The 21,917-nt window shown below is 69.3% G+C and carries 18 protein-coding genes and 1 pseudogene; 10 read left to right on the forward strand and 9 right to left on the reverse strand.

Translation table 11 applies throughout. The features are described from left to right. Window positions 1-136: 136 nt before the first annotated feature. The 3 genes from PT931_RS02745 to PT931_RS02755 all read left to right on the forward strand — a co-directional run bounded on the left by PT931_RS02745 (window position 137) and on the right by PT931_RS02755 (window position 6,354). Window positions 137-2,935, forward strand: a complete 2,799-nt coding sequence (locus PT931_RS02745) for a M4 family metallopeptidase (RefSeq protein ID WP_456244112.1) — start codon at window positions 137-139, stop codon at window positions 2,933-2,935. Between the two features lie 222 nt (window positions 2,936-3,157). Beyond that, window positions 3,158-5,545 (forward strand): DUF4365 domain-containing protein, encoded by a 2,388-nt coding sequence (locus PT931_RS02750; RefSeq protein ID WP_456244113.1) that lies wholly within the window; start codon window positions 3,158-3,160, stop codon window positions 5,543-5,545. A 557-nt stretch (window positions 5,546-6,102) separates the two neighbouring features. Then, on the forward strand, window positions 6,103-6,354 hold the full coding sequence (locus tag PT931_RS02755; protein ID WP_456244114.1) for a hypothetical protein: 252 nt from the start codon (window positions 6,103-6,105) through the stop codon (window positions 6,352-6,354). A 184-nt stretch (window positions 6,355-6,538) separates the two neighbouring features. On the opposite strand, the gene PT931_RS02760 is transcribed toward PT931_RS02755, so the two are convergent. Next, complete coding sequence (locus tag PT931_RS02760) at window positions 6,539-7,771, reverse strand: PucR family transcriptional regulator (RefSeq protein ID WP_456244115.1); 1,233 nt, start codon at window positions 7,769-7,771, stop codon at window positions 6,539-6,541. Window positions 7,772-8,246: 475 nt separating this feature from the next. On the opposite strand from PT931_RS02760, the gene PT931_RS02765 reads away from it, so the two are divergent. Continuing rightward, on the forward strand, window positions 8,247-8,501 hold the full coding sequence (locus tag PT931_RS02765) for a hypothetical protein (RefSeq protein WP_456244116.1): 255 nt from the start codon (window positions 8,247-8,249) through the stop codon (window positions 8,499-8,501). Window positions 8,502-9,384: 883 nt separating this feature from the next. On the opposite strand, the gene PT931_RS02770 is transcribed toward PT931_RS02765, so the two are convergent. The 4 genes from PT931_RS02770 to PT931_RS02785 form a co-directional block, all read right to left on the reverse strand. Then, a complete protein-coding gene (locus PT931_RS02770; protein WP_456244117.1) occupies window positions 9,385-9,603 on the reverse strand; it encodes an STAS domain-containing protein in 219 nt (72 codons plus the stop codon). Window positions 9,604-9,863: 260 nt separating this feature from the next. Then, window positions 9,864-10,112 carry a hypothetical protein gene (locus PT931_RS02775; RefSeq protein WP_456244118.1) on the reverse strand — a complete coding sequence of 83 codons (249 nt, stop codon included), beginning with the start codon at window positions 10,110-10,112 and terminating at the stop codon, window positions 9,864-9,866. A 491-nt stretch (window positions 10,113-10,603) separates the two neighbouring features. Then, the gene (locus PT931_RS02780) at window positions 10,604-10,957 is read right to left on the reverse strand and encodes a zinc ribbon domain-containing protein YjdM (RefSeq protein ID WP_456244119.1); all 354 of its coding nucleotides are present in this window, start codon (window positions 10,955-10,957) and stop codon (window positions 10,604-10,606) included. A gap of 201 nt (window positions 10,958-11,158) precedes the next feature. After that, the gene (locus tag PT931_RS02785; RefSeq protein WP_456244120.1) at window positions 11,159-11,872 is read right to left on the reverse strand and encodes a carbonic anhydrase; all 714 of its coding nucleotides are present in this window, start codon (window positions 11,870-11,872) and stop codon (window positions 11,159-11,161) included. A 303-nt stretch (window positions 11,873-12,175) separates the two neighbouring features. Here PT931_RS02785 and PT931_RS02790 point away from each other — a divergent pair, with 303 nt between their 5' ends. The 5 genes from PT931_RS02790 (at window position 12,176) to PT931_RS02810 (ending at window position 16,179) form a co-directional block, all read left to right on the forward strand. After that, on the forward strand, window positions 12,176-13,606 hold the full coding sequence (locus PT931_RS02790) for an NAD(P)-dependent malic enzyme (protein ID WP_456244121.1): 1,431 nt from the start codon (window positions 12,176-12,178) through the stop codon (window positions 13,604-13,606). Next, on the forward strand, window positions 13,603-13,932 hold the full coding sequence (locus tag PT931_RS02795) for an ArsR/SmtB family transcription factor (RefSeq protein WP_456244122.1): 330 nt from the start codon (window positions 13,603-13,605) through the stop codon (window positions 13,930-13,932). Before PT931_RS02790 ends, PT931_RS02795 begins: the two co-directional genes overlap by 4 nt. A 169-nt stretch (window positions 13,933-14,101) precedes the next feature. After that, a complete protein-coding gene (locus PT931_RS02800) occupies window positions 14,102-15,487 on the forward strand; it encodes an NADH-quinone oxidoreductase subunit D-related protein (RefSeq protein ID WP_456244123.1) in 1,386 nt (461 codons plus the stop codon). 47 nt (window positions 15,488-15,534) lie between these two features. Continuing rightward, window positions 15,535-15,915, forward strand: coding sequence for a DUF3099 domain-containing protein (locus PT931_RS02805; protein ID WP_456244130.1), 381 nt, complete (start codon window positions 15,535-15,537; stop codon window positions 15,913-15,915). Between the two features lie 54 nt (window positions 15,916-15,969). Then, window positions 15,970-16,179 (forward strand): DUF2795 domain-containing protein, encoded by a 210-nt coding sequence (locus PT931_RS02810; protein ID WP_456244124.1) that lies wholly within the window; start codon window positions 15,970-15,972, stop codon window positions 16,177-16,179. Between the two features lie 386 nt (window positions 16,180-16,565). On the opposite strand, the gene PT931_RS02815 is transcribed toward PT931_RS02810, so the two are convergent. Further along, the gene (locus tag PT931_RS02815; protein ID WP_456244125.1) at window positions 16,566-16,895 is read right to left on the reverse strand and encodes an ArsR/SmtB family transcription factor; all 330 of its coding nucleotides are present in this window, start codon (window positions 16,893-16,895) and stop codon (window positions 16,566-16,568) included. A 210-nt stretch (window positions 16,896-17,105) separates the two neighbouring features. On the opposite strand from PT931_RS02815, the gene PT931_RS02820 reads away from it, so the two are divergent. Next, complete coding sequence (locus tag PT931_RS02820) at window positions 17,106-18,938, forward strand: phosphoenolpyruvate carboxykinase (GTP) (RefSeq protein ID WP_456244126.1); 1,833 nt, start codon at window positions 17,106-17,108, stop codon at window positions 18,936-18,938. Window positions 18,939-19,049: 111 nt separating this feature from the next. Here the strand turns inward: PT931_RS02820 and PT931_RS02825 are convergent. The 3 genes and pseudogenes from PT931_RS02825 to PT931_RS02835 all read right to left on the reverse strand — a co-directional run bounded on the left by PT931_RS02825 (window position 19,050) and on the right by PT931_RS02835 (window position 21,911). Continuing rightward, window positions 19,050-19,813: pseudogene (locus PT931_RS02825) on the reverse strand (carbon-nitrogen hydrolase family protein). Between the two features lie 56 nt (window positions 19,814-19,869). Further along, window positions 19,870-20,181, reverse strand: a complete 312-nt coding sequence (locus tag PT931_RS02830) for a hypothetical protein (RefSeq protein WP_456244127.1) — start codon at window positions 20,179-20,181, stop codon at window positions 19,870-19,872. A gap of 20 nt (window positions 20,182-20,201) precedes the next feature. Further along, window positions 20,202-21,911, reverse strand: a complete 1,710-nt coding sequence (locus tag PT931_RS02835; RefSeq protein ID WP_456244131.1) for a SulP family inorganic anion transporter — start codon at window positions 21,909-21,911, stop codon at window positions 20,202-20,204. Between the last annotated feature and the right edge of the window lie 6 nt (window positions 21,912-21,917).

Below are 21,917 nucleotides of genomic sequence, written 5' to 3' on the forward strand. Positions count from 1 at the left end.
AGCCCAGACCGTCCATAGTGCTTTCTTTGCGCACCGTTCGGCTGCGGTACGCAGCCGTGAGGCGGGCGTGCGGGGGGCCCCGTCACCGTAGGGTTCTCCTCGGCGATAGTTCGCCATCGTCGGATGGAGTGCGTCAGTGAGAAGAATCCTGACCCTGGCCCTGGTCGTCGGGGCGTTGGCCGTGACCGAACCCCGCACGGCACAGGCGGGGCCCCCAGCGGGCGTGGCGGTCGAACGGGTCCGCGTCGACGTCGATCCCAGTGGCGCCACCCACGCCCGCCACCAGCGCACCTACCGTGGCATGGCGGTGCTCGGCGGCGACTTCATCGTGCACACCGCCTCTGACGGGCGACCCGACGGCGTCACCGACAACCTGCTTGGCCCGCTGTCCGTCGCTGACCGGCCCAGAGTCACCGCGGTCAGCGCGGCGGCACGGGCCGTGTCCATCGTCGGCGGCGCGGCCCAGCCGAAGGGCGAGTCCCGGCTGGTGGTGGACGCGGTGTCCGGTCGCGGCACGCTGGCGTGGCTGACCGCGGTCGCCATTCCTGGCACCGCCGACAACACCATCCAGGTGCTCACCGACGCCACGGACGGCACCCCGATCCGCTCCTGGTCGCAGCAGGTGGGCGTAGACGGGATCGGGCACTCGATCTACTCGGGCCAGGTCGCCCTGGACACCACCCGCCGGGGCCCGTTCCGCAGGATGACCGACCCTTACCGCGAGCACTCCACCTGCGACGCCAAGCACACCAAGTTCCTGTGCCTGTCGGTGACCGGCGTCGACGACGAGTGGGGCGACGGCACCAACCGCGACGAGCAGAGCGCGGCCGTGGACGCGCACTACGGGATCGCCGCGACCTACGACTACTACCACTATCTCTTCGGCCGCGACGGCTTCGCCGGCGACGGGCGAGCCCCAGACGTGCGGGTCCACTACGGCGACAAGTACAACGCGGGGTGGGATGAAGAGTCTCAACAGATCTGGGTCGGCGACGGCCGCGACAACGCACGTCCGGTCGCCCAGGTGGACGTGATGGCCCACGAGTTCACCCACGGCGTGACCCGTTCGGCGCTCAACGTCCGGTGGCCGGAGGAGATCCCGGCGGGAGAGGCAGCGGCGCTCGACGAGGCCACCAGCGACATCTTCGGAACCATGGTGGAGTTCCGCCAGGACAAGGCCGAGGACCCGCCGGACTACCTGATCGGCGAGAAGGTCGACCTGCCAGAGGGCGGCGGGCCGCTGCGGTACATGTTCGACCCCGCACGCGACAGGCAGTCCGACTCCTGCTGGACCGCCGGCACCCGGAACAAGAATCCGCACTACGGCTCCGGGGTCGGCGACCACTTCTTCTTCCTTCTGGCAGAGGGCAGCGGGCAGACCGCGTACGGCGACAGTCCGACCTGCGGTGGCGTGCCGCCCGTAGCGGGAATCGGCCGCAGCGCGGCGCAACGCATCTGGTACCAGGCGCTGACCCGCCACTTCCTGTCCACCACCCGGTACGTGCACCCGGCTGCGCCCAGTAACACGGCTCGCGCGGCCACCCTGCGCGCGGCGGCGGACCTCTTCGGCCGGTGCGGCACCGAGTACCGCGCCGTACAGGCCGCCTGGACGGCGGTGGCGGTCGGCGGCGTCGACCCGGCGTGCGACTTCGGTGCGACCATCGCGTGGAGCAGGCCCGTACCCAACTCGGGGGACATGGCCGTGCACGCGGACGGCGCGGTCACCTTCGCCGACTGCTTCCAGACGAACACGTACACCACCGTCAACAGGGCAGGAACCACGGACATCTCGGTGCGACCGCCGGACGCCGAGTGCTGGGGGCAGACCCGGGCCGGGGCCGACGGCGTCTTCTACGCCCAGCTGCACTACCGGTCTACCAACCAGCTGTACATCGCCGCTATGCGTGCCGACCAGCTGCTGTGGAGCGTCGACCTACCCGACTACGGCTGCGACCTTGGATACGGCTCTGGGGCCTACTGGCTCGCCCCGGCACCGGGCGGACGAGTATCCGTCCTGATCAACGCCCCGGAACCTGACTGCAGGCATCAACAGTTCCGCCTCCTCGGTCTGCGAGGCACGGACGGCGCTGTGCTGAGCGACGAACGGGTCGGGCCGTTCGAACAATTCTCCGCCTCCGTGGCGGCTCACACAGGTGGCGTGATCATCGCTGGCCAGGACACGATCTACCGCCTCGCGTACTCCGGGGCACCCCTCGGCACGACGCCGGTCGGCTCGCCCGACCTCACGTTCTCCTTGGCCTCAGCGACCGCGGCGGGTCGCTACCTGGCATTCCTCACCCCCGAATCCACCCAGATCTGCTCGATCGATGCAGCCGCGATCGCCGCCTACGACCCCGGCGGGCGCGCCTGGTCTACGCCGATCGCCGGGGATTGCGTCGAACCGGTCGACATCGACGCCACGCCCGAAGGCGGTGCGGTCACCGTCACCCGGACCGATGACCGGCTGCGGATCACCCGCTACGACTCGGCCGGCACGGCTGTGTTCACCACACTCTTCGCCGAGGACGTCCTCTCCGTGGAGGTCGACGTCGACCTCAGCGGTCGATTCGTGGTGCGCACCGGGATCGACACCGGGACGAGCCAGTACGTCGAGGTGATCGTGTACACGCCGACAAACGAAGCGGAGAGCAGACTGCGCATCGGCGGCTCGGGCGGGCAGGGGCGCGCCCCGATGAGTGTGCTGAGCTGGCCGCTGGTCGCTGGGCGCGTCTATGTGGCGGCGCTGCGCTGCGACCTGATCCAGTGGTGCAACGTCGACCCGCTGCTGTACGCCGTCGACGTGGCGAGCCTACTCGGCGACTACGCCCGACCTTCGATGCCAGTCAGCGCCGGGCTCCGAAGCTCTCGTCCACTGAAAGCCCCTACCGGCGAGGCGGAGCCGGCGCCCCCGCACGGCTACCCAACTGAGAGCTGACCGGTGGGCCGCGAGCTCGTCGGGAAGTAGGGCGGGCGCACGGCCGTGGCGGCGGAGCGGAGCGAGGCTGGGCGCCTGGATAGAGCTAGACACCGTGGCGGACATGGGTGGGCGGCGTACATCAGATAATGATGGTTGCCTGAAGTTTCGCTCGAAGGGTGCGCCGATGTTGGAATTGTTCGCCGATAGGGCTGCGATCCGGCGGCGGGTCCCTGTGGACCAGTGAAGGTCATCGACATAGACATGGTGAAACCTCGTGTGGAGCGTATGGGAGTCGCAGCTACTGAACTCACGTTCAGCGCGTGGGGCTGGCTGTTTCGAGGGCAGGATGTTGCCGACTACGGTATCGACGCGCATGTGGAGACGATGGTCGCTGACGGCGAGCCGTCAGGGCGGCTGATCGCGCTCCAGATCAAGGCGGGCTCCTCCTTTTCCAAAAGGAAGGTAGAGGGCGGTTGGACGTACCGGGGCAAGAATCGCCACCTGCGCTACTGGCTGGGGCATGTGCTGCCGGTGGTACTCGTCATCTACAACGAAGAGACCAAATCGCTGTACTGGCAACACGTCACGTCAGACAGGGTTGAATACACCGAGAAAGCGTGGACAATCCTTATCCCGGAGAAGCAGACTCTTGACGCTGCCACGATAGGCCAGCTCATGGAGATCGCAGACTCAGCTGCGGGAGCGATCGAGGATCCGATCGAGGCGACCATGCCTCGCCTGCCACCTACCGCACGAGATGTGTTGACCGCTACGAGAGGCAGCGAGCCCGACGGGGCCCTGCGGCTGACACAGCTGCTCGCAAGAGGCCGACTGCAGCCCCGATTGACCGTTGAAACGATTCTGTCCGGTCAGCCGAGCTGGTTGACGGGTGGCAGCGGCCAACTAGAAGCGGCACTCGGCGCCTACGCGAACGAGCATGGCTCCAAGGACCTGGCGGTCACCGCCTTCGTCCGAGCGGCCGAGCACGGCTCGCCCGATGCCGGACGGCTCTATGGCATCGCCGGGCTCCTGGCCATCGAGGCGGGTGACCCTCACCATGCTTCGACCCTGCTCGATCGCGCTGAGACCGTAGGCGGAGGCGGCCTGCTCGGATCAGTAGCACGGGCCTACCTCGACGCCGATCAAAATGGGGCTACCGGGATCGAGCAGGTCTTGTCCAACGCATCCCCCGAGCAACTCAACTCGGAACCGACCTGCCTGATGTTCCTGGCCGAGCAGTGCGCCCGTCGACGAAACTTCGACGCCGCCATCAGACACTTCGAGGCGGTGATCTCGTCACACCCGAACCTTGCCGGCGCGCGTCTCGGGCTCGCTCGAACACTGATCGGCAAGGTCGTCGAAGGCAAATCCGCCATTCCCCTGAACGACCAACGCCGCGCTCAACTCCTCGCAACTGAAGTCCGAGACGAAGTTCGTCAGTGGTCAGGCCCCAGCGAACGTGCGCTGGTCATGATGCTCCAAGACGCCATGGTGCGGGGGGCATACAACGAGATTCTTGAACTCGTGACACCCCAGGCGCTCGGAGGCTCCGCAGTCGAGCGCGAGGCGTCATCGGGTGAGGTGGTGATCTACGGCGCCCAAGCTGCCCTCGCGCTGGGCGACTCAGCACGCGCTGCCAGGTTCGCCGATGTCGTACGCGACGACGAGGCAGCGGCCACGTTCATACGAGCGCTGACGGCCGACAAGACACTTCCCCCAGACGACCGCATCGCCCTCTGGCGAGCAGGACTAGGAGCCGCCCGGACCCACGAACACGTCCGCCGTGCTCTGTACCAGCTGGCCGCACTCGGCGCGTCAACCATCAACGTCCTCGAGGAACACCGACGCAATGGTGTGATCGACGAGACGCAGCGAGACGTGTACCTCGCCCGCAGCGACGCCGCCCAGGGCAGAACCCAGCAGGCCGTCGAGGTACTGCGGCGAACATCCGGATCAGATCCGGCCACCGCCGAAGTACTCGTCGAGGTTCTCGCGCAAGCCGGCCTGATCGAGGAGGCGCTCGCCGAATGTGACCTCGGTGTCCGCAGATTCGGGGCAGCCAAGTTCGCCTACGACAAGCTCAACATCCTCGCGACCGCGGGCCGGCTTGATGAGGCAAATGAGCTTGCGAGGCAACTACTCGCATGCCCCGACCTCGCCGTTGAGCAACGTCTGGCTCTTCGACGGGAGCTTGTGAGCGCCCACGCTCAACAACAACGATGGGCCAGGGTCGAACAGGAGAGCAGAGAAGCGCTCGCCGAACAACTCGACACCCCCGATCTCGCATGGTGGATGATCGCCGCTCAGTTCAACCAGGGGCGGATCGAGACCGCATGGTCCACGCTGAAGGACCTGAACCCTGAGATAGATCGCCCCGGCTACGTGGGGCTGTGGATGGACCTTCACAACCGGTTCGGCTGGAGCGAGGTCGACGTACAAAGTGCCTTGGGGTTCATTTCAGAATGGCAGCGCCCGGAGTTCGTCGCCCAGGTACTCGGAACCCTCCTCAAATTCACCAGTCCGGCCGCGCCGGACCAATGCCCGGCTCTGACGGCGACGACCACCGCCTTGGTCCAATCCGCCGTGCGAACCTTCAAGGAGCACAATCCGGCAATCCAACTTGGTTGAGGCGGGTTGTCGAACGTCAACAGCCGCATCGGAGAACGCGTAGACACCTCGCCTGGCCCGACTCAACTGCCACGACGATCATCGCCCACGCCCCGGTGACGTCCGCGAAAAGGACGCGCTCAGACGGTTTCCTTGGCTACTCGTCTGTGCTGAGCAGTTGAGCCTTGGCCTCGATGTCGTCGGCGATGCCGAGCCAAGCGGTGCGGCTCTCGTTGGCGGTCGGAAACTGAAGTGCTGCGAGTCGAATTTCCGCGACGACAGCCCTCCACGAGCTGGACATCAAGGAGGACCAACCAGCGGCATCAAGCTTTGCCCGTAGTGCGGCGAGGAACGCAGCGGGCTCTCTGACGGTCGCCGACAACCGGGCCGCTGGACCGACCACGAGCTGGTTGTCGTCGACTTGGAGATGGCCGGCGGGGTTGAGAAATGCGCCCTCGACGGCACCCCGGTTCGTGATCCGCTCGGCGAGGGTCTGCCGCGACGCGCCGGTCCGGTCCTGGGTTGGTTTTCGGCGCGCGGGGAAGTAGGCACAACGAACACCGAGCAGTGGAGGGCGGGTGGCATCGTTCGAAGCGGCTTGGGCGGCATTGCTAGAACACGGTCCAATCCGCCGGGTGCCGCCGCCAGTTCCAATGAGCGGCGCGACATGTTCGGCCACCGACCTCTACCGCCAACAGTTCACCGCCGACACCAGCGCCGGCGTCGACTGGCTCGACCTGTTCGGCTTCCGGTTTGAATTCAAAGGACTCGCCAGCCTCCAAGCCTGTGACCTGGTCGCGGATCACCCACACCACCTGGCAGGTCGTTGAGCCTCGGGTGCCTCTCCGGTCCGGCGTGACGGTGGGTGCGCTCCGGCACCTATGGCACCTGCCTGTCGTCGTCGGAGGTACCCCGATGATGGACCCAGTCCGGGAAGGAATCCAACGGCGCCCACTGGTTACGCCGTTCTCGGTAGCAATCTGCGCTGTCCTTGGTGTCCGGGCCGGCACGGTGTCACGGGCGTTCGGCGGTCGTGGTGGGTGGGTGGCGGTGTTCCAGGAGTGTGGGGAAGGTGTCGACGGCGTCGACGGCCATGGCGAGTTCGGCGACGATCTTCGGGTTGTCCAGGGGGCCGCGTAGGTATTCCTCCAGGCGGCGCATGCGGTATCGCACCGTGTTCTGGTGGCAGTAGAGGCTCTGGGCGGCCGCGGCGGCGGATCCGTGGGCGTCGAGCCAGGCGCGGGCGGTGGACAGGAGGGTGGTGCGGTCGCCTTCGGGTAGCGACAGAACGCCGCCGAGGATGCGGTTGACGGCTCGCCGGGTGGTCTCCAGGTTGGTCATGACCATTTCGGTCAGCGGGGTGTCGTCGAGCTGCCGGACGGCGGCGGTGCCTGGCGGTAGGGATTCGAGGGCGACCTGGGCGTACCGCAGCGCTCGGGACGTCTGGTCGAGACGGTCGTAGGCGGGGCTGATCCCGACGCGTGAGGTGGCCGCGGACCGGATCGCGTCGAGCACGTCTGCGATCCGATCCGGTCCGGGGCAGGAGAGCACGCCCAGATCGTGGCCGGGTTGGGCGCGCCAGGCCGAGCCGACGTTCATGGCCTGGCATATGGCGTCCAGGCCGGGCAGTGGTGGGGCGCCGGTGGTGGCGACCTCGGCGACTACGAGGACGAAGGTTCCCTGGTGGGGGAAGCCGAGCAGGTGCGTGATCTCCCAGACGGTGTCGCTGCTGGGGACTGGGCCGTCCACCAGCGCAGCCACCAGCGCCGAGCGCCGCCGGTCGGTTTCGATCAGCCGCTCGACGAGTGCTTCGCGGTAGGCGGTGGTCAGGGCGGTGGAAAAGTCGTCGGTGAGCTCCCAGATGTGGGTAGCCGTGCGCAGGAGCGCGGCCTGCGCCGCCGGTCCGGACCGGTCGGCCTCGATGAGTAGCTGTTCCCAGACGCAGGTGAAGCCGAGCCGGTAGGCGCGCAGGACCTCTGGCAGTGGCATGCCCTGCCGTGCGCGCAGCGCGCCGGTCTTGGACGGCCCTGACAGGTCCAACGGGTCACCGTCTGTGAGGTGGGCGAGGATGAGGCTGGTGTTGTGCCGCAGTCTGTTTTTCAGGTCCTGGGGCTTCACGTCGGAGTTGCGGTAGTTCTCGATCCGCCTGATGATCATTTCGTACTGCCGGGCGACGAGCGCGTCGAGCTGGTCGGTCGCGGCCTTGGCGAGGCCGGCGACGATCGGATCCAGGGCCTGCTGGGACACGCCTGGCACCTCACATGATGAATTCGGCTGCCGGCAGTATCCGGACGGGAGCGGGATCAGTGTCCTCCACTGCCGCTTTGGTGGCGAATTCCAATGGGCTGTGAGGCTCCCCAGAGTGAGGGTGTGCGCCCGCATGGCCTGCGGTCACGGCGACGTTTTGCGCGTTGTTTGTCGTCGGCTACACAGATCACCGAGGAAACACTGTCCGCGCACACATCGTCACCAACAGGCGTAGGCGGTGAGGATGGACAGGTGCGTCGGGAGAACAGCCTGGCGCTGGTGCGGAGAGTGATCGAGTGGCTCTGGGGGGCCACAGGTTGAAAGCCTTCGCAGGGGGGGTGGGTGTCCGTGGGGGGCTGCGGTCAGCGGACACCCACGCACATCGACGTGTCGTCGGGGGAACACATTGAGCTACAGCGTCAGCGCCCTGCGGGCGCCGCGATGATCGTCACGCTGAGCGGTGGGGGTGTGGCGGGTGAACATGGGTGGCGGCGTCGACTCGACGGGATCGCAGCCCGCCTTCGCCCCGCACGGCCGGGAGGTGACCGCCATGCCCGGGGGTGATGTCCTGATGGACGACCCCGCCGACCACGTGGTCGATGGTCTTACCCGGATGCTCGCCGACATCGACGCGGCCTGGCGCGAGGCTGTCCTCCGACGTAGCGCCCGCCATCGGCCGTCGGCCGTCATCGCAGGCTCCGCCCTCAACAGTTCCTGCGAATCCAGATGAGGTCGTCACACTTGAGGCTGCTACCGGACCCGGACGATCAGGCCGGCTGGACCGAGCTCGCCAACCTGGCCCAAGCGGTCCTCGATGAGCACCACCGCTCAGAGGACACAGGGGCGTGCGTGAACTGCGCCATGCCCTGGCCCTGCCAGGCAGTCGAACTCGCCCGTCACACCCGCTCCGCCGCGGCCCAGGGCCGCAATTCCAACTAAGTCCCACAGGCCAGTGTCAAGCACCTGGATCTGCGCTGGTCTCCGACCACGCAGCCGGGCGCGGGCGGCCTGCTGCCAAGCGACATGGCCAGACAAGATCTGAAAGGCCGAACTATGAACGCAGCAATCATCGCCACCATCAAGCGCGCGGCACGATGTGCGCCTGGGGCGGCGGGGTTGTGCCAGCGGTGCATGTCCTGGCTGACGACTGTCATCCGCGCTGGCCGTGCCGACCCGTTCGGGTTGCGTCGCCGCCGACAGCTCGCGGACATGCGCGAGATCGCCTACCTCCTGCATGGACTCCCCACCGCTGAAGAGCGACTGCGGAACGTTGGCCTGAATCGAACCACTGACTGCACCCACGCATCTGAACAATGATGAACGCCCGGCCGCCAAGGCGCTGAAGCTCACCCGGTGGGCACGTGCCTACCGAGCGGTGCCCCGCTCAGAACCCGAAGACGAACCCACCCGGGTCACCGCACGTGGGTGCTCGGATGCTGTGCGGGTCGTCCGCGGGGTGGCGCGGAGTTTCACGCCACCCCCGTGGTGAGATCCGCGCGTTCCTGGGCGGCCCCCTCAAACCAGCCAGGCGCGCCGACGACCTCATAGCCGATGACCCCTCAACGGCCAAACACATTATACCCTGCTTAACTATTTCTAAAACACTAAAACGGTCACATGGTCGAATTGTAGGTACATGCGACGCCGATGCCGGTGGAGTCCATGAACGTCACGTCAGCCAGGTCGACGATGACCTCGTTGGCGCCAGGGGTAGCTATCGCGTCGAGAATCGCGCGCAGCAGACAGTCGTGGCCGCTGAGGTCGACCCTCCCGCGGGCCACGACGGTCAGGATGGTGCCCGCAGCGCGTGTGGTCACCTGCATCGCGGTCATGAGGTCACTGTCGCAGGCGCAGCCCCTCCACGTCAGCCAAGAGGCCCGACTGGATGAACCTGACCTTTCAGTGGGACCTTATCCCGCCCGACGGCGCAGCCTGTGGCCTGCGGCTTGGCCGGCATACGGGCGCGCGAGCGGAGTTGGAATGACCGGCTGGCGCCCCGCCCGCTGAAGATCACGTGCGCCCGGCCCCGCCGGCGGGAAGTATCGGTTTCGACCTGCCGCGGGCCGCGAACGCGTCTCGACGGTCCTGTGGGTTAGGCGCGGTGGTGTGGCCGTCGCGACGGGCGCGTGCCGGCGCCGCAAGCCACGGCGATGCGGGCCAGCGTCAGGTGGGCGAGGTCGGCGGCCAGGCATGGCCACACGGCCGTGTGCTCACCTGTGGCTTGGCAGCCGGCGCACTCGCCGGTTCCTTCGGCCAGGTGGTGGGCGTCGATCGTTTCCATGGCTTCATCGAGGAGGCCTGGCCAGGTCTGTCGTGGCCCGAGGTTCTCGCGCATCGTCACGCTCCCTTCCTGGCGTCGACGGCACCGTCTCCCTGACTATCGCGGGATGAGGAGCGGATGTGACAGGTTGCGGAGTTCAGCGAGCCTGCCTCAGGTGCGGGCCCGACGCCTGATTCGTTCCACGCGGCGGCTCGTCGGTGGAGTTGTCGCAGTCACGGTGGGTGGTGTCGGCTGACCCGCGCGGCCCACGGCACCTCGGCTGAAGGCGTATCCGGCCTCGTGATCGTTTCGTTGGGTCCTGGCGGAGTGGTCGAAAGATCGCGCTCACCGTTCCTGGGGTTCAGCCGGGAACGCCCAGACCGCCCCGCCGAGGTGTGGCGGGGCGGTCTGGGCCCGCGTGGTGCCCGACCGCACGGTCCATAGGCATTCCATCGGCCCGCCGGGTTGCACCCACCGCCCTCTCGGGCGCCGCGTCGGACGCGGACGGCATGGCTCGCCTGTCCGGCCGCGACGGTGTGGGTTTGTCGGGAGGGGACGTGCCTGGAGACTGGTCAGATCTTCTTGACCACGGATGACTTGAGCTGCATGGGGCCGATGCCGTCGACTTTGCAGTCGATGTCGTGGTCGCCGACGCCGTTGACGAGGCGGATGTTGCGTACCTTGGTGCCCGCTTTGATGCCGGTGGGGCTGCCTTTGACCTTGAGGCTTTTGATCACCGTGACGGTGTCCCCGTCGGCGAGGACGTTGCCGACCGCGTCGCGGATGACCCCTTCGGCGGTGTCGCTCGCGGAAGCGGTGGACGTGGGGGCCCACTCGTGGCCGCAGGTCGGGCAGGCCAGAAGTTCACCCATCTCGTAGGTGTACTCGCTGGAGCACTCGGGGCACGGCGGCAGGGTCTCGTCCACCGGGTGATCGTATGGCAGCCCCCTGGCGGCCGAGAGCCGGATATGGATCTTGGGTCCGGCACCAGTGTTCTCTGAGCTCACCCGGACGCCGGAGCGCGCCCACAATCCAGGTGCCGCGGCGGCGACAACGACCGTTCTTGACGCACAAGGACGGCATGCCGCCCCGAGCCGGACCGCGCGTTCAGGGGGCCTTTGTGCCGGCTACCGGTGCCAGGTGACGTGTCCGGTGTCGAGTTGAAGGTGGGCGCCGACGACGGTGAAGGGGTGTGCGGCCGAGAGGTCCGGTGCCGCCCACAGTTCGCTGCACAGCCGGTCCACGTGGGCGATCATGGTGTTCTCGACGAGCTCGCCGGGCTGCCCTTGTGCCTGGCGCACGGCTGGGGCGATCTGCCCGGTGAGAGCCTGCAGTTCCGGTGGGGTGGCGGCCGCGGCGGTGATCTCGTTGACGGCGGCGGTGACGGCGCCGCACCGTTGGTGTCCGAGGATCACCAGCAGGTCGATGTCGAGTTCCGTGACGCCGTAGGCGATGCTGGCCAGCACGGCGGCGTCGAGGGTGGGTCCGGCGGTGCGGACGGTGAGCAGGTCCCCGAGGCCCTGGTCGAAGATGATCTCCGGTGGGACCCGGGAGTCCACGCAGCCCAGGACGATGGCCACGGGGTGTTGGGAGTGCGCGGTCTGGTGGCGTCGGTGGGCGTCGGCGTCGGGGTGGCGGGCGTGCCCGGTGGCGTAGCGGTGGTTGCCGTCGACGAGCCCGCGCAGCGCGGGCATCTGTGCCGGATCGGGCGTCGGGACCGCGCGGCTGGGCGCGTCGGAGGCCAGGGCGATGGCGGTCGGGAGGAACATGCCTCCGGCGAGCAGACCGCCGACGCGCAGGACGTGCCGGCGCGACGGCGTCATCGGTAAGTCAGGCGGCATGTGTACACCAACGAACCGGGCACCCGGCGGTCACCGTAGTGGGCAGCAGGGGCAATGGCGGGCGCCCTGCATGTCCGCGCGGCCAGTCCAGCCGGACATGGCCGCGACCTGGCGTATCGGAGGCCAGTCCTCGCAGGCGGCGCGCAGGCGAGCGCTGGTGTTGCAGTTGCCACACGCCAAGGTCAACACCTGGCCGCCGTCAGCATCGACCCCCACCACGGCGGTCACCCGCGGGCTCCCGCGACCGGCGTGACGTGATCACCGTTTTCCACAACCCTCATGAGTTGCATATATTAGCAAGTTATGAGGCGAGAAACTGTGTGGGCGCGCCGGGGTGGTGATCCGGCGTTCAGTGCGACGGTGACCGTGCGGGCGCGGGCCACCCAGCCGTGGGAGGAGATCCTGGGCTTCCTCGAGCCGGGCTGGGGGGTGCGCGAGCCGTACCCGCCGCGCGGCGGGCAGCGCCAGTTCGTCATCCAGGCCCGCGACGAGGACGGTCTCGCCCGGCTGCTGGAGGCGGCAGCCGCCCACCGGCAGGTGCTGGCGTGTCAGGACCGGCTGTGGACGGTGAGTGCGGGCGGGCGCATCCAGGTGCGTTCCCGCATCCCGGTCGGCAGCGCCGCGGACCTGACCATGGCCTACACCCCCGGCGTGGCGCGCCTTGCCACACGCATCGCCGCCGACCCGCAGGCGGCGTGGGAGGTGACCGGTCGGCGCAACCGGGTGGCGGTTGTCAGTGACGGCACCTCGGTCCTCGATCTTGGCGCGGTGGGCCCGCTGGCCGCGTTGCCGGTGATGGAGGGCAAGGCCGCGCTCCTGGCGAGGCTGGCGGGAATCGACGCGGTGCCGCTGTGCCTGGACGCGACAGACGTCGACCAGATGGTCGCGGCCGTGCGGGTGCTGGCCCCGTCGTTCGGGGCAGTGTGCCTGGCGGGTGTGGCCGCGCCGGCCTGCTTCACGGCGCAACGGCGGCTGCAACGCTCCTTGAAGATCCCGGTGTTCGGCGATGAGGAGCACGGGACCGCGATCGTCGTGCTCGCGGCACTGCGCACCGCCCTTTCGGTCATAGGCAAGGATCTGTCCGTCGCGCGGATCGTCATCATCGGCACTGGTCCCGCCGCTGCGGCCACGGCCCGGCTGCTGGCGCGGACCGACGCCACGGACGTGATCATTGTGGGCAAGGCCGGTGTCCTCGACGCCGAGGACGAGTCCCTGCCTCCTTACCAGCGGGGTATCGCGTCGATGACCAACCCGCGCCGCGTCATCGGCGGGCTCACCGACGCGCTCGCCGGCGCCGACGCGGTGATCGGCCTGTCGCCGAAGGTGCCGATGACCCGGGGCCTGGTGGCGTCGATGGCCGACGCCCCGATCGTGTTCGCCCTCGCCGACCGGGAACCGGAACTACGGGCAGAACTTCTCGACGACGTCGCAGCGGTCCTGGCCACCGGGCGCCCGGACTACCCCAACCAGCTCGTCAGCGCCCTGGCCTATCCTGGAGTGCTGCGCGGCGCTCTGGACGGCCGGGCCACGCGGATCACACCCGACATGCACCTGGCCGCCGCCGACGCCCTCACCGGCTTGATCGCCGCGCGTGCCTCGGCGACCCGGCTGCTCCCGGATGTTCTGGACCCGGCGGTGGTGCCCACGGTGGCCGCGGCGGTGGCCGCCCGCGTCCCGCGCGCGGCGCACCGCGAATCCGGGGAGATACGCGCGGGCGAGGGGATCGCCGGATGAACAGGCCGCTGTATCAGGCCAAGGCCGAGTTCTTCAAGACGCTCGGGCATCCGGCGCGCATCCGCGTGCTGGAGCTGCTGGCCGAGCGGGACTGGGCCGTGTCCGAACTCGTCGCGCAGGTGTGTCTCGAGCCGGCGCATCTGTCCCAGCAGTTGGCCATTCTGCGCCGGTCGAGCCTGGTGACCGCCCGCAAGGAGGGCGCCACGGTCATCTACTCACTGGCCAGTCCCCGCATCGCCGAACTCCTGGCGGTCGCCCGCGACATCCTGACCGAGATCATCATCGGCCAGTCCGAACTCCTCGAGGACCTGCGCGCCACAGCCTGACCAGCCAACCGGGCTCGGCCGATGGGAGATCTGTGAGATACGTCCCGCAGGCGGACGCGCCCACGACCCCGACCCGCAGAGTTGCTAATATTCGCAACTAGTGAGGTGAGAAGTTCGTGGCCGGACCGACGGCCACCATCCACGACCCTGCCGACCCCGGGAGCGCTCCGTGACCGACCTGCCCCGCCCTGCCCACGCAGGCCCCGCCGTGTCGGGGGATCCCGCCGGGTGCGCGGTACTCCCCGCTCGCACCGGACTGGACGTTCCCCCGACCCAGATGTGGATCCGGGCCGGCACTCTCCTGGCGTCGGGGCAGCGGCTGGCCATGATCGCCGCGCACCGCGACGGAGCCACCGTCGGCGGGCCGTGGCTGCGCGTGGTGTACGTGTTCACGTCCGGGCCGCCCGCGCACGTGACCGAGTTGCACGTGCGCATCCAGCCCGGCCGGCCGTTCATCCCGACCCTGGCCGGCCTGTCGGCGTCGGCCGCACTGTTCGAGGCGGACATCACCCGTCAGCACGGGGTCGTGTTCTGCGACCCGCCGCCGCACGGCCCGTTGCCGGCCGGTCTCGCGACGGCCGTCGCCCGCCGCCGCAGGGTGCCTGCGTCCCGACACGGTGACCTCGACGGCCACCGGCACGATCCCGTAGTCCTGGCCGCGCGGATCTCCACGGGCACCGACACCCCCGTGGGGCACACCCTGGCCTACGCCATGGCCGTCGAGGACGCCCTCGGCCGGCCGGTCACCACGGAGGTCACCCGCCGCCGGGCGGTGCTGCTGGAACTCGAACGCATGCACTCCCACCTCACCGACCTGGGCACCCTCGTCCAACTCACCGGGCACCACCCCCTGCACGCCCGGGCCCTACACCTGCGCGAACGGCTCCTGCGCCTCAACCACCTCGCGTGCGGGCACCGCCTGCTGCGGGGCTCGGTCACCCTCGGCGGCGCGGTCCTGCGCGAAGGTCTTGACCCCGCCGCCCTGGACGCGCTCGCCGGGTACCTGGCCGAGTTCACCGCCGACGCCCTCGACAACGCCCGGCTGCGTGCCCGCCTCAACGGCGTTGCGATCCTCAGCACCGCCCGGGCGCGTGACCTGGGCGCGCTGGGGTTCATCGCCCGCGCCAGCGGCGTGGACAACGACGCCCGACGCACCCACCCGTTCACCCGCTACGGCGCCTCGGGTCCCGTGCCGGTCAACGATGAGGGCGACGCCCTGGCCCGGTTCTGTGTCCGGGCCCAGGAACTGCTGACATCGGCGGCGCTGGTCACCGATTTCGCCGACCCGACCACGGCCGCCCCTGACACGAACTGGCCGGTGTCGAGCACGCCGACGGCCGCGACGTGCGGCGTGGGGATCGTGGAAGGCTGGCGCGGGACGATCGTCAGCCGGGTCGAACTCGACCCCCGCGGCGCGCTCACCCGACTGGTCACTGTCGACCCGTCCTACCTCAACGGCGCGGTGGCCGCCGCCGTGCGCGACACGGTCGCCGGCGCCGACGTGACACTCGCCCGCCGCAGCCTGCACACACTCACCGACGGCCTGGACCTGTGAGCATCCCGTCGCAGCCTGCGTCCCCCGGCCCCGACGACTCCACCCGTCTGGCACGGCCGGGCAAGGCCGTGTCGATCACTGACGCCGAACCCAGCCAGGCCGCGCAGCTGCGCGGCCGGCAGATCCGGTACGCGGCGATGATGGGCGTCCGTGTCGTCTGCCTGATCGCTGCGACCGTCCTGGTCGCCGCGCACGCCCCGCTGCTGTGGCTGTGGCTCCCGCTGTGCCTCGTCGGCATGATCATTCTGCCGTGGGCCGCGGTACTCATCGCCAACGACCGACCGCCCCGCCGCCGCCCGTCCGCCTTCCGCATCCGCACAACGGGCCCAGGTCTGCCCGGCCCGATCGGTGCCGCCCTCACCGCCACCGGCGAATCCGGCACTGTCATCGACGCGGAACCCACTACCGACGGCTCCGCGAGGGCCTAGAACGCACGCCACCAACCGCAGACCTGTCCGACCACCAGCCCTGGGAGTACCGCCATGACATCCGTCACCCGCGCCGAGATCGCCGACCACCTCGCCGACGCCTTCGACCTCGGACGCCTCACCCGCGCCGAAATCCTCGTTGCAGCCCACACCACCGGCGCCCGCACCGAGGTGCTCGAGACACTCGCGGCTCTGCCGGAGCGCACCTTCAGCACCCCTCGGGACCTGTGGCCCCATCTGGCTTCCGTCCCTATCGGCGCCTGAGCACCCCCGGCCGGATACCACCAGAGATCACACGATCGTGGAAAACGACGTCCACCGCCCCCTGGCGCACACAAGAGCCCCGAGACGCCCACACTGCGCACCCGTATGCAGAACCAGCCGCCAGCGACAGGCCCGCTGCCTGTGTGGCAGCCTCCGATCCTGTCGGCGCAGGCGACGCCCGTGGATGGCGACCTTCGCCGGGGCGTAGGCGCGACCGCTGTTTGGTCGACCGGTTGGTGTTCACGAGCGCATCGGTGTTTCGGGGAGTGGTGCCAGGGGCGGGGTCATCCTTACCGCACGGCGGGATGAGTACCCGGCCACATCGCCCTGCCAGCCCAGCCGCACCGGGCTTGATCGCCACATGGTTCGTTAGGCCACAGGGTCGCTCACGGAGAAGCGCGCAGGTCGTCGAGGAGTTCCGCCTGACTGGTCAGCACCTCGGTGAGGATGCGCCGGGCGATGGTCAACAGCTCGGCGACCTGCGGGGACACCAGGGCGTAGTACACCGTGGAGCCCTCCCGCCGCGACACGACCAGGTTCATTTTCCGCAGGACCGACAGCTGCTGTGACAGGTGGGCGGGTTCGATACCCACCTGCGGCAGCATCTCTGAGACGGCCTGCTCGCGCTCCGCGAGGAGTTCGAGCACCCGGATACGGGCCGGGTGGGCCAGCGTCTTGAAGAACTCGGCCTTGGCCTGGTACAGCGGTTTGGTCATGGGAACCCCTTCCTGACCGACACGCTACGCGCCGTGCCCTGCTCTGTGCCCGTCACCGGCCCCCACCGAGGCCCACGCGGCCGGTCCGCCAAGCCACGCGGCGTCGGCGACGCGACGGACGGCACCAGAACACCTCCGTGACCTTTCAACTTGCTAAAGTTAGCAAATCGAGAGAGTGTGGAAGGCACCGCTTCCGAGGAAGGCTGGATCATGACCGCTGCGGCAGTGACGCCGGGACTCGACACCCCCGCGACGAGCCATCCGCGCCTGCTGGCGTGGGTGCGCGAGGTCGCCGCGCTGACCACCCCGGACCGGGTGGTGTGGGTGGACGGCTCCGCAGGGGAGTGGGAGCGCCTGACGGCCCAGTTGGTCGAGGCGGGCACTCTGGTGCGTCTCAACGACGAGCTGCGGCCGAACTCGTTTTGGGCGCGCACCGATCCTTCCGACGTTGCCCGGGTTGAGGACGCGACGTTCATCTGTTCGGTGGAAGAGTCGGACGCGGGGCCGACGAACAACTGGCGCGCTCCGGCGGAGATGAAGCAGACCCTCACGGAGTTGTACCGGGGGTGCATGGCGGGGCGGACGATGTACGTGATCCCGTTCTGCATGGGCCCGCTCACGGCGGAGAATCCGAAGTTCGGGGTGGAGATCACCGACTCGGCCTACGTGGTCGCCTCGATGCGGATCATGACCCGTGCCGGCGCGTCCGTGCTGGAGAAGATGGGCGAAGCGGCCGAGTTCGTGCCCGCGCTGCACTCCGTCGGCGCGCCGCTGAAGGCCGGCGAGGCCGATGTGATGTGGCCGTGCAACGACACGAAGTACATCGCGCATTTCCCGGAGACGCGGGAGATCTGGTCCTACGGCTCCGGGTACGGCGGCAACTCCCTGCTCGGCAAGAAGTGCTACTCGCTGCGCATCGCCTCGGTGATGGCCCGCGACGAGGGCTGGCTGGCCGAGCACATGCTGATCCTGAAACTCACCTCGCCGGAGGGCGCGGTGCACTACATCGCCGCGGCGTTCCCGTCGGCGTGCGGGAAGACGAACCTGGCGATGCTCGAGCCGACCATCCCCGGCTGGAAGGTCGAGACCCTCGGCGATGACATCGCGTGGATGCGGTTCGGCGACGACGGACGGCTCTACGCGGTCAACCCGGAGTACGGCTTCTTCGGCGTGGCCCCCGGCACTGACTGGGCGACCAACCCGAACGCGATGCGCACCCTGGCCAAGGGCAACTCGATCTTCACGAACGTCGCGCGCACCGACGACGGCGACGTGTGGTGGGAGGGCATGGGCGCCGCGCCGGCGCACCTGACCGACTGGCACGGCCAGGATTGGACCCCCGAATCCGGGAAGCTGTCGAGCCATCCGAACTCGCGGTTTTGCACCCCGATCAGCCAGTGCCCGATCCTGGCCCCGGAGTACGCCGACCCGCGCGGGGTGCCGATCTCGGCGATCCTGTTCGGTGGCCGGCGCAAGACGACGATCCCGCTCGTCGCCGAGGCCCGCGACTGGGCGCACGGCGTGTTCGCTGGCTCCACCCTGTCGAGTGAGACCACGGCCGCCGCGGTCGGGCAGGTCGGGGTCGTGCGGCGTGACCCGATGGCGATGCTGCCGTTCATGGGGTATGACGCCGCCGACTACTTCCGGCACTGGCTCGAGATCGCCAAGAACACCGGCACCGACGCGCACCTGCCGAAGATCTACAGCGTGAACTGGTTCCGGCGCGGCGCTGACGGGAAGTTCCTGTGGCCCGGGTACGGGGAGAACTCCCGCGTCCTCAAGTGGATCGTGCAACGCCTCGAAGGCACCGGCGAGGCCGTGGACACGCCGATCGGGTACGTGCCCCCGGCCGAGGCCATCGACGCCGACGGCCTAGACATCACCACGGCTGACCTCCAGGAGGCCCTGCGCGTCGATGTCGGGGAGTGGCTTCTGGAGATCCCACAGATCATCAGCTGGTACGGCAAGTTCGGCGACAAGTTGCCCGCCCCGCTGTGGGCCGAACTCGACGCACTGCGCCGCCGCCTCATCGTCGCCGAGTAGCCGGCACACAAGCCCCGGTCTGGCCCGCCGGCCCTATCTCGTACGGCGGGTCAGACCGGCCCCCACCACCCCCGCAGGCCACTTCCCCTGGCCGGCGGGGGTGGCATTTGTTCAGCGGCCGGGGGCCGCCGGGCCGGTGCTGTGGTCACGGCCCGCCAGCATCCGCCCGGCCCGGGTGTTGAGAGTGGCGCGCAACAGCTCGTCCGGACGGGGCCCGGTCTGAGCCACGGGGGTCCCGCCCGGTGCCCAGATCCCGGAGCCGCCCGACGTGGCCTCGTACGTGCCGGTGGGGCCCGCGAAGCAGGCCACCAGCACCCACACGCCGTGGTCGGCGGCGATGGTGCTCATCCGCTGGTCGCGGCGGGTGCCGCTCTGGGCGGAGAAGATGACACCGGTGACGTAGGCGTCGATCCCGCAGGCCACGGTGTCGGCGACGTGTTGGGGGACCACGGTGTCGCGGCAGATGGCCAGCCGCCAGCCGTCGATCTGGATGACCGCGAGCTGGTCGCCCGCGGTGAACTGGTCCGGCTCGGGCGGGTGCAGAAACATCTTGCGGTAGACCACCCGGGCGCCGTCGCCGTCGACGGCCAGGTATGTGTCGTTGCCGTTGCCGTTGCCGTCGGCGTCGCGGACCGGGGCTCCGACGAGGGCGGCCGCGCCGGCGTCCCGGCGGGCGTCGATGAGCGGGGCCAGGCGCGGGTCGTCGGCCGTGATCGCCGCCGCAGCCATCTCATACCCCGTCAGCGACAGCTCGTGAAAACCACGACCCGCACGCCCGCCGTTGCCATGATCGCGGCGTGGGCGGCGACGTTGGCCGTCAGATCGAGCAGGGCGCAGTCAGGTTGGGTGACGGCGACCGTCAACGGTTGGCGCATCGTGGTGCTCCTCGCGTTCATGGCCGACGTGTGCCCGCCAGAGTCAGAAAGGGACGTCAGGTGTCAAGGGCCGCGGGGTCAGCACCGGACAGCAGGAACAACCGGTGTGCGATGGCCCGCAGGAGTCCGTGCAGGTCGGCGACATGTCCGGCTCTGCGCAACCGCACCGCGGAGTTCACTGCGGCCCTGAGCATGCCGCCGTGCTCAGCCCACATGGGCGCGTCGCGGTGCACCGCGATGGACAGGCCCACCAGGTGGGCACGGTGGTCGGCCGCATCGACGGACTGGTCCTCCAGGGCTGGCAGGAGGGTGGTGGCCACGATGACGTAGGCGTCCCACGCCGCGCGCCGTGCCGCTTCGACGTCCACGACGTTCGCCTCCTGCGGGGTCAGGCCGGGTCCAACACAGTTGAGCGGGACGCGGGCAGGACGCCGGTGTGCTGCAGGTGCGCGCGGGCGGCGGTGATCGCCTCCGGGGTGCTGTCGAAGACCCGGCCCGCGGTGTGTAGCCGGTCGAGGACCCCGAGGACGCCAAGGGCTTTGGCGTGGTCGGCGGGCACGCCGGAGACGTAGACGGTGATGCCGCGTTTCTCGAGCCGTTCGATCGCGTCGCGGAGGACCATCGCCCCGGTGGCGTCGATGACCGACACCCGCGACATGCGCAGAATCAGGACCCGCACGTCGGCGACCTCTGACAGTTGCAGGAGGAACTGGTGCGCGGCGGCGAAGAACAGGGGACCGTCGAGGCGGTAGGCGACGATGTGTTCGGCCAGCAGCGCCTGCTCCTCCAGGTGGTGGTCGGTCACGTCGACGGGCACCTGGTCCAGGCGTACGGACCGGGAGATCTTGCGGATGGCCAACAGGCAGGCCAGACCCAATCCGATGCCGACCGCCGCGATCAGGTCCAACGCCAGGGTCGCCACGGCGGTCAGTACGAGGATGACCGCGTCTGAGCGGGTGGTGCGGGCCAGGACGAACAGGGAGCCGACCTCGACCATTCGGATCGCGGTCGCCAGTAGCACCCCCGCCAGGGCCGCGAGGGGGATGTGGGCGACCAGCGGGGCCGCGGCGAGCATGATGACGACCAGCGTCACCGAGTGGGTGATCGCAGCCAGCCGGGACCGCGCCCCGGACCGCACGTTGACGGCGGTGCGGGCGATCGCGGCGGTGGCGGGGACGCCGCCGAACAGGGGGGTGACGAGGTTCGCGACGCCCTGGCCGAAAAGTTCCCGGTCCGGGTCGTGATGCTGGTCAACGGTCATGCCGTCGGCGACCGTGGCCGACAACAGGCTCTCCAGCGCGGCGAGCGCCGCCACTGCCAGGGCGGCGGTGACAAGTGACGGCACGGCCCCGGGGTGCAGGAACCCCAACGACGGTATGGGAAGAGTGGCCGGCAACGCGCCGATCCGGGCCACATCGAGGTGGGCGAGGTGGGCTGCACCGGTGGCGACTGCCACCGCCAGTAGGGAGAACGGGATCGTCGGCCGCCAGCGGGCCCCGATCAGCATGACCGCCGCGACGCCGACGGCGAGCGCGATCGCAGCCCAGTGGGGATGGCGGGCGAACGCGACCGTCGCGCGCCAGGCGACGACGGTGACCTTGTCCCCGTCCGGCGGTGTGACGCCGAGGGCCGCGGGGACCTGTTGTAGGAAGATGACGGCGGCGATGCCAACCGTGAAGCCCTCCACGACCGGGGTGGGCACGAACCGCACGAACCGCCCCGCCCGGGCCAGGGCGAGTGCGACCAGCACGATGCCGGCCAGCAGTCCGACCGTTAGCACCCCGCCGGGGCCGAACTGGTGCACGATCGGCACCAGCACCACCGTCATGGCGCCGGTCGGCCCGGACACCTGCAGGTTGGAGCCGCCGAACACGGCGGCGAGGATCCCGGCGACGATCGCTGTGGCCAGGCCTGCGGCGGCGCCCATGCCGGACGCGACCCCGAACCCGAGCGCGAGGGGCAGGGCGACGACCGCGACGGTGAGACCCGCGAGGAGATCCCGGCGTGGCTGACGGCCCATCGCGACCACATCGGCACGTCGGGGCAACAGGTCCCGCACGTTCGCCCATCCGGAGGCCACGGCCGTGGGGGCGGGCATGCGACC

Source organism: Longispora urticae (assembly GCF_053902585.1).

Coding starts and splice junctions, on each gene's coding strand:
- PT931_RS02770 (WP_456244117.1), bottom strand. CDS start 9,603: ATGACCGCGATGCAGGTGACCACACGCGCTGCGGGCACCATCCTGACC.
- PT931_RS02785 (WP_456244120.1), bottom strand. CDS start 11,872: ATGCCGCCTGACTTACCGATGACGCCGTCGCGCCGGCACGTCCTGCGC.
- PT931_RS02790 (WP_456244121.1), top strand. CDS start 12,176: ATGAGGCGAGAAACTGTGTGGGCGCGCCGGGGTGGTGATCCGGCGTTC.
- PT931_RS02795 (WP_456244122.1), top strand. CDS start 13,603: ATGAACAGGCCGCTGTATCAGGCCAAGGCCGAGTTCTTCAAGACGCTC.
- PT931_RS02810 (WP_456244124.1), top strand. CDS start 15,970: ATGACATCCGTCACCCGCGCCGAGATCGCCGACCACCTCGCCGACGCC.
- PT931_RS02815 (WP_456244125.1), bottom strand. CDS start 16,895: ATGACCAAACCGCTGTACCAGGCCAAGGCCGAGTTCTTCAAGACGCTG.
- PT931_RS02820 (WP_456244126.1), top strand. CDS start 17,106: ATGACCGCTGCGGCAGTGACGCCGGGACTCGACACCCCCGCGACGAGC.
- PT931_RS02835 (WP_456244131.1), bottom strand. CDS start 21,911: ATGCCCGCCCCCACGGCCGTGGCCTCCGGATGGGCGAACGTGCGGGAC.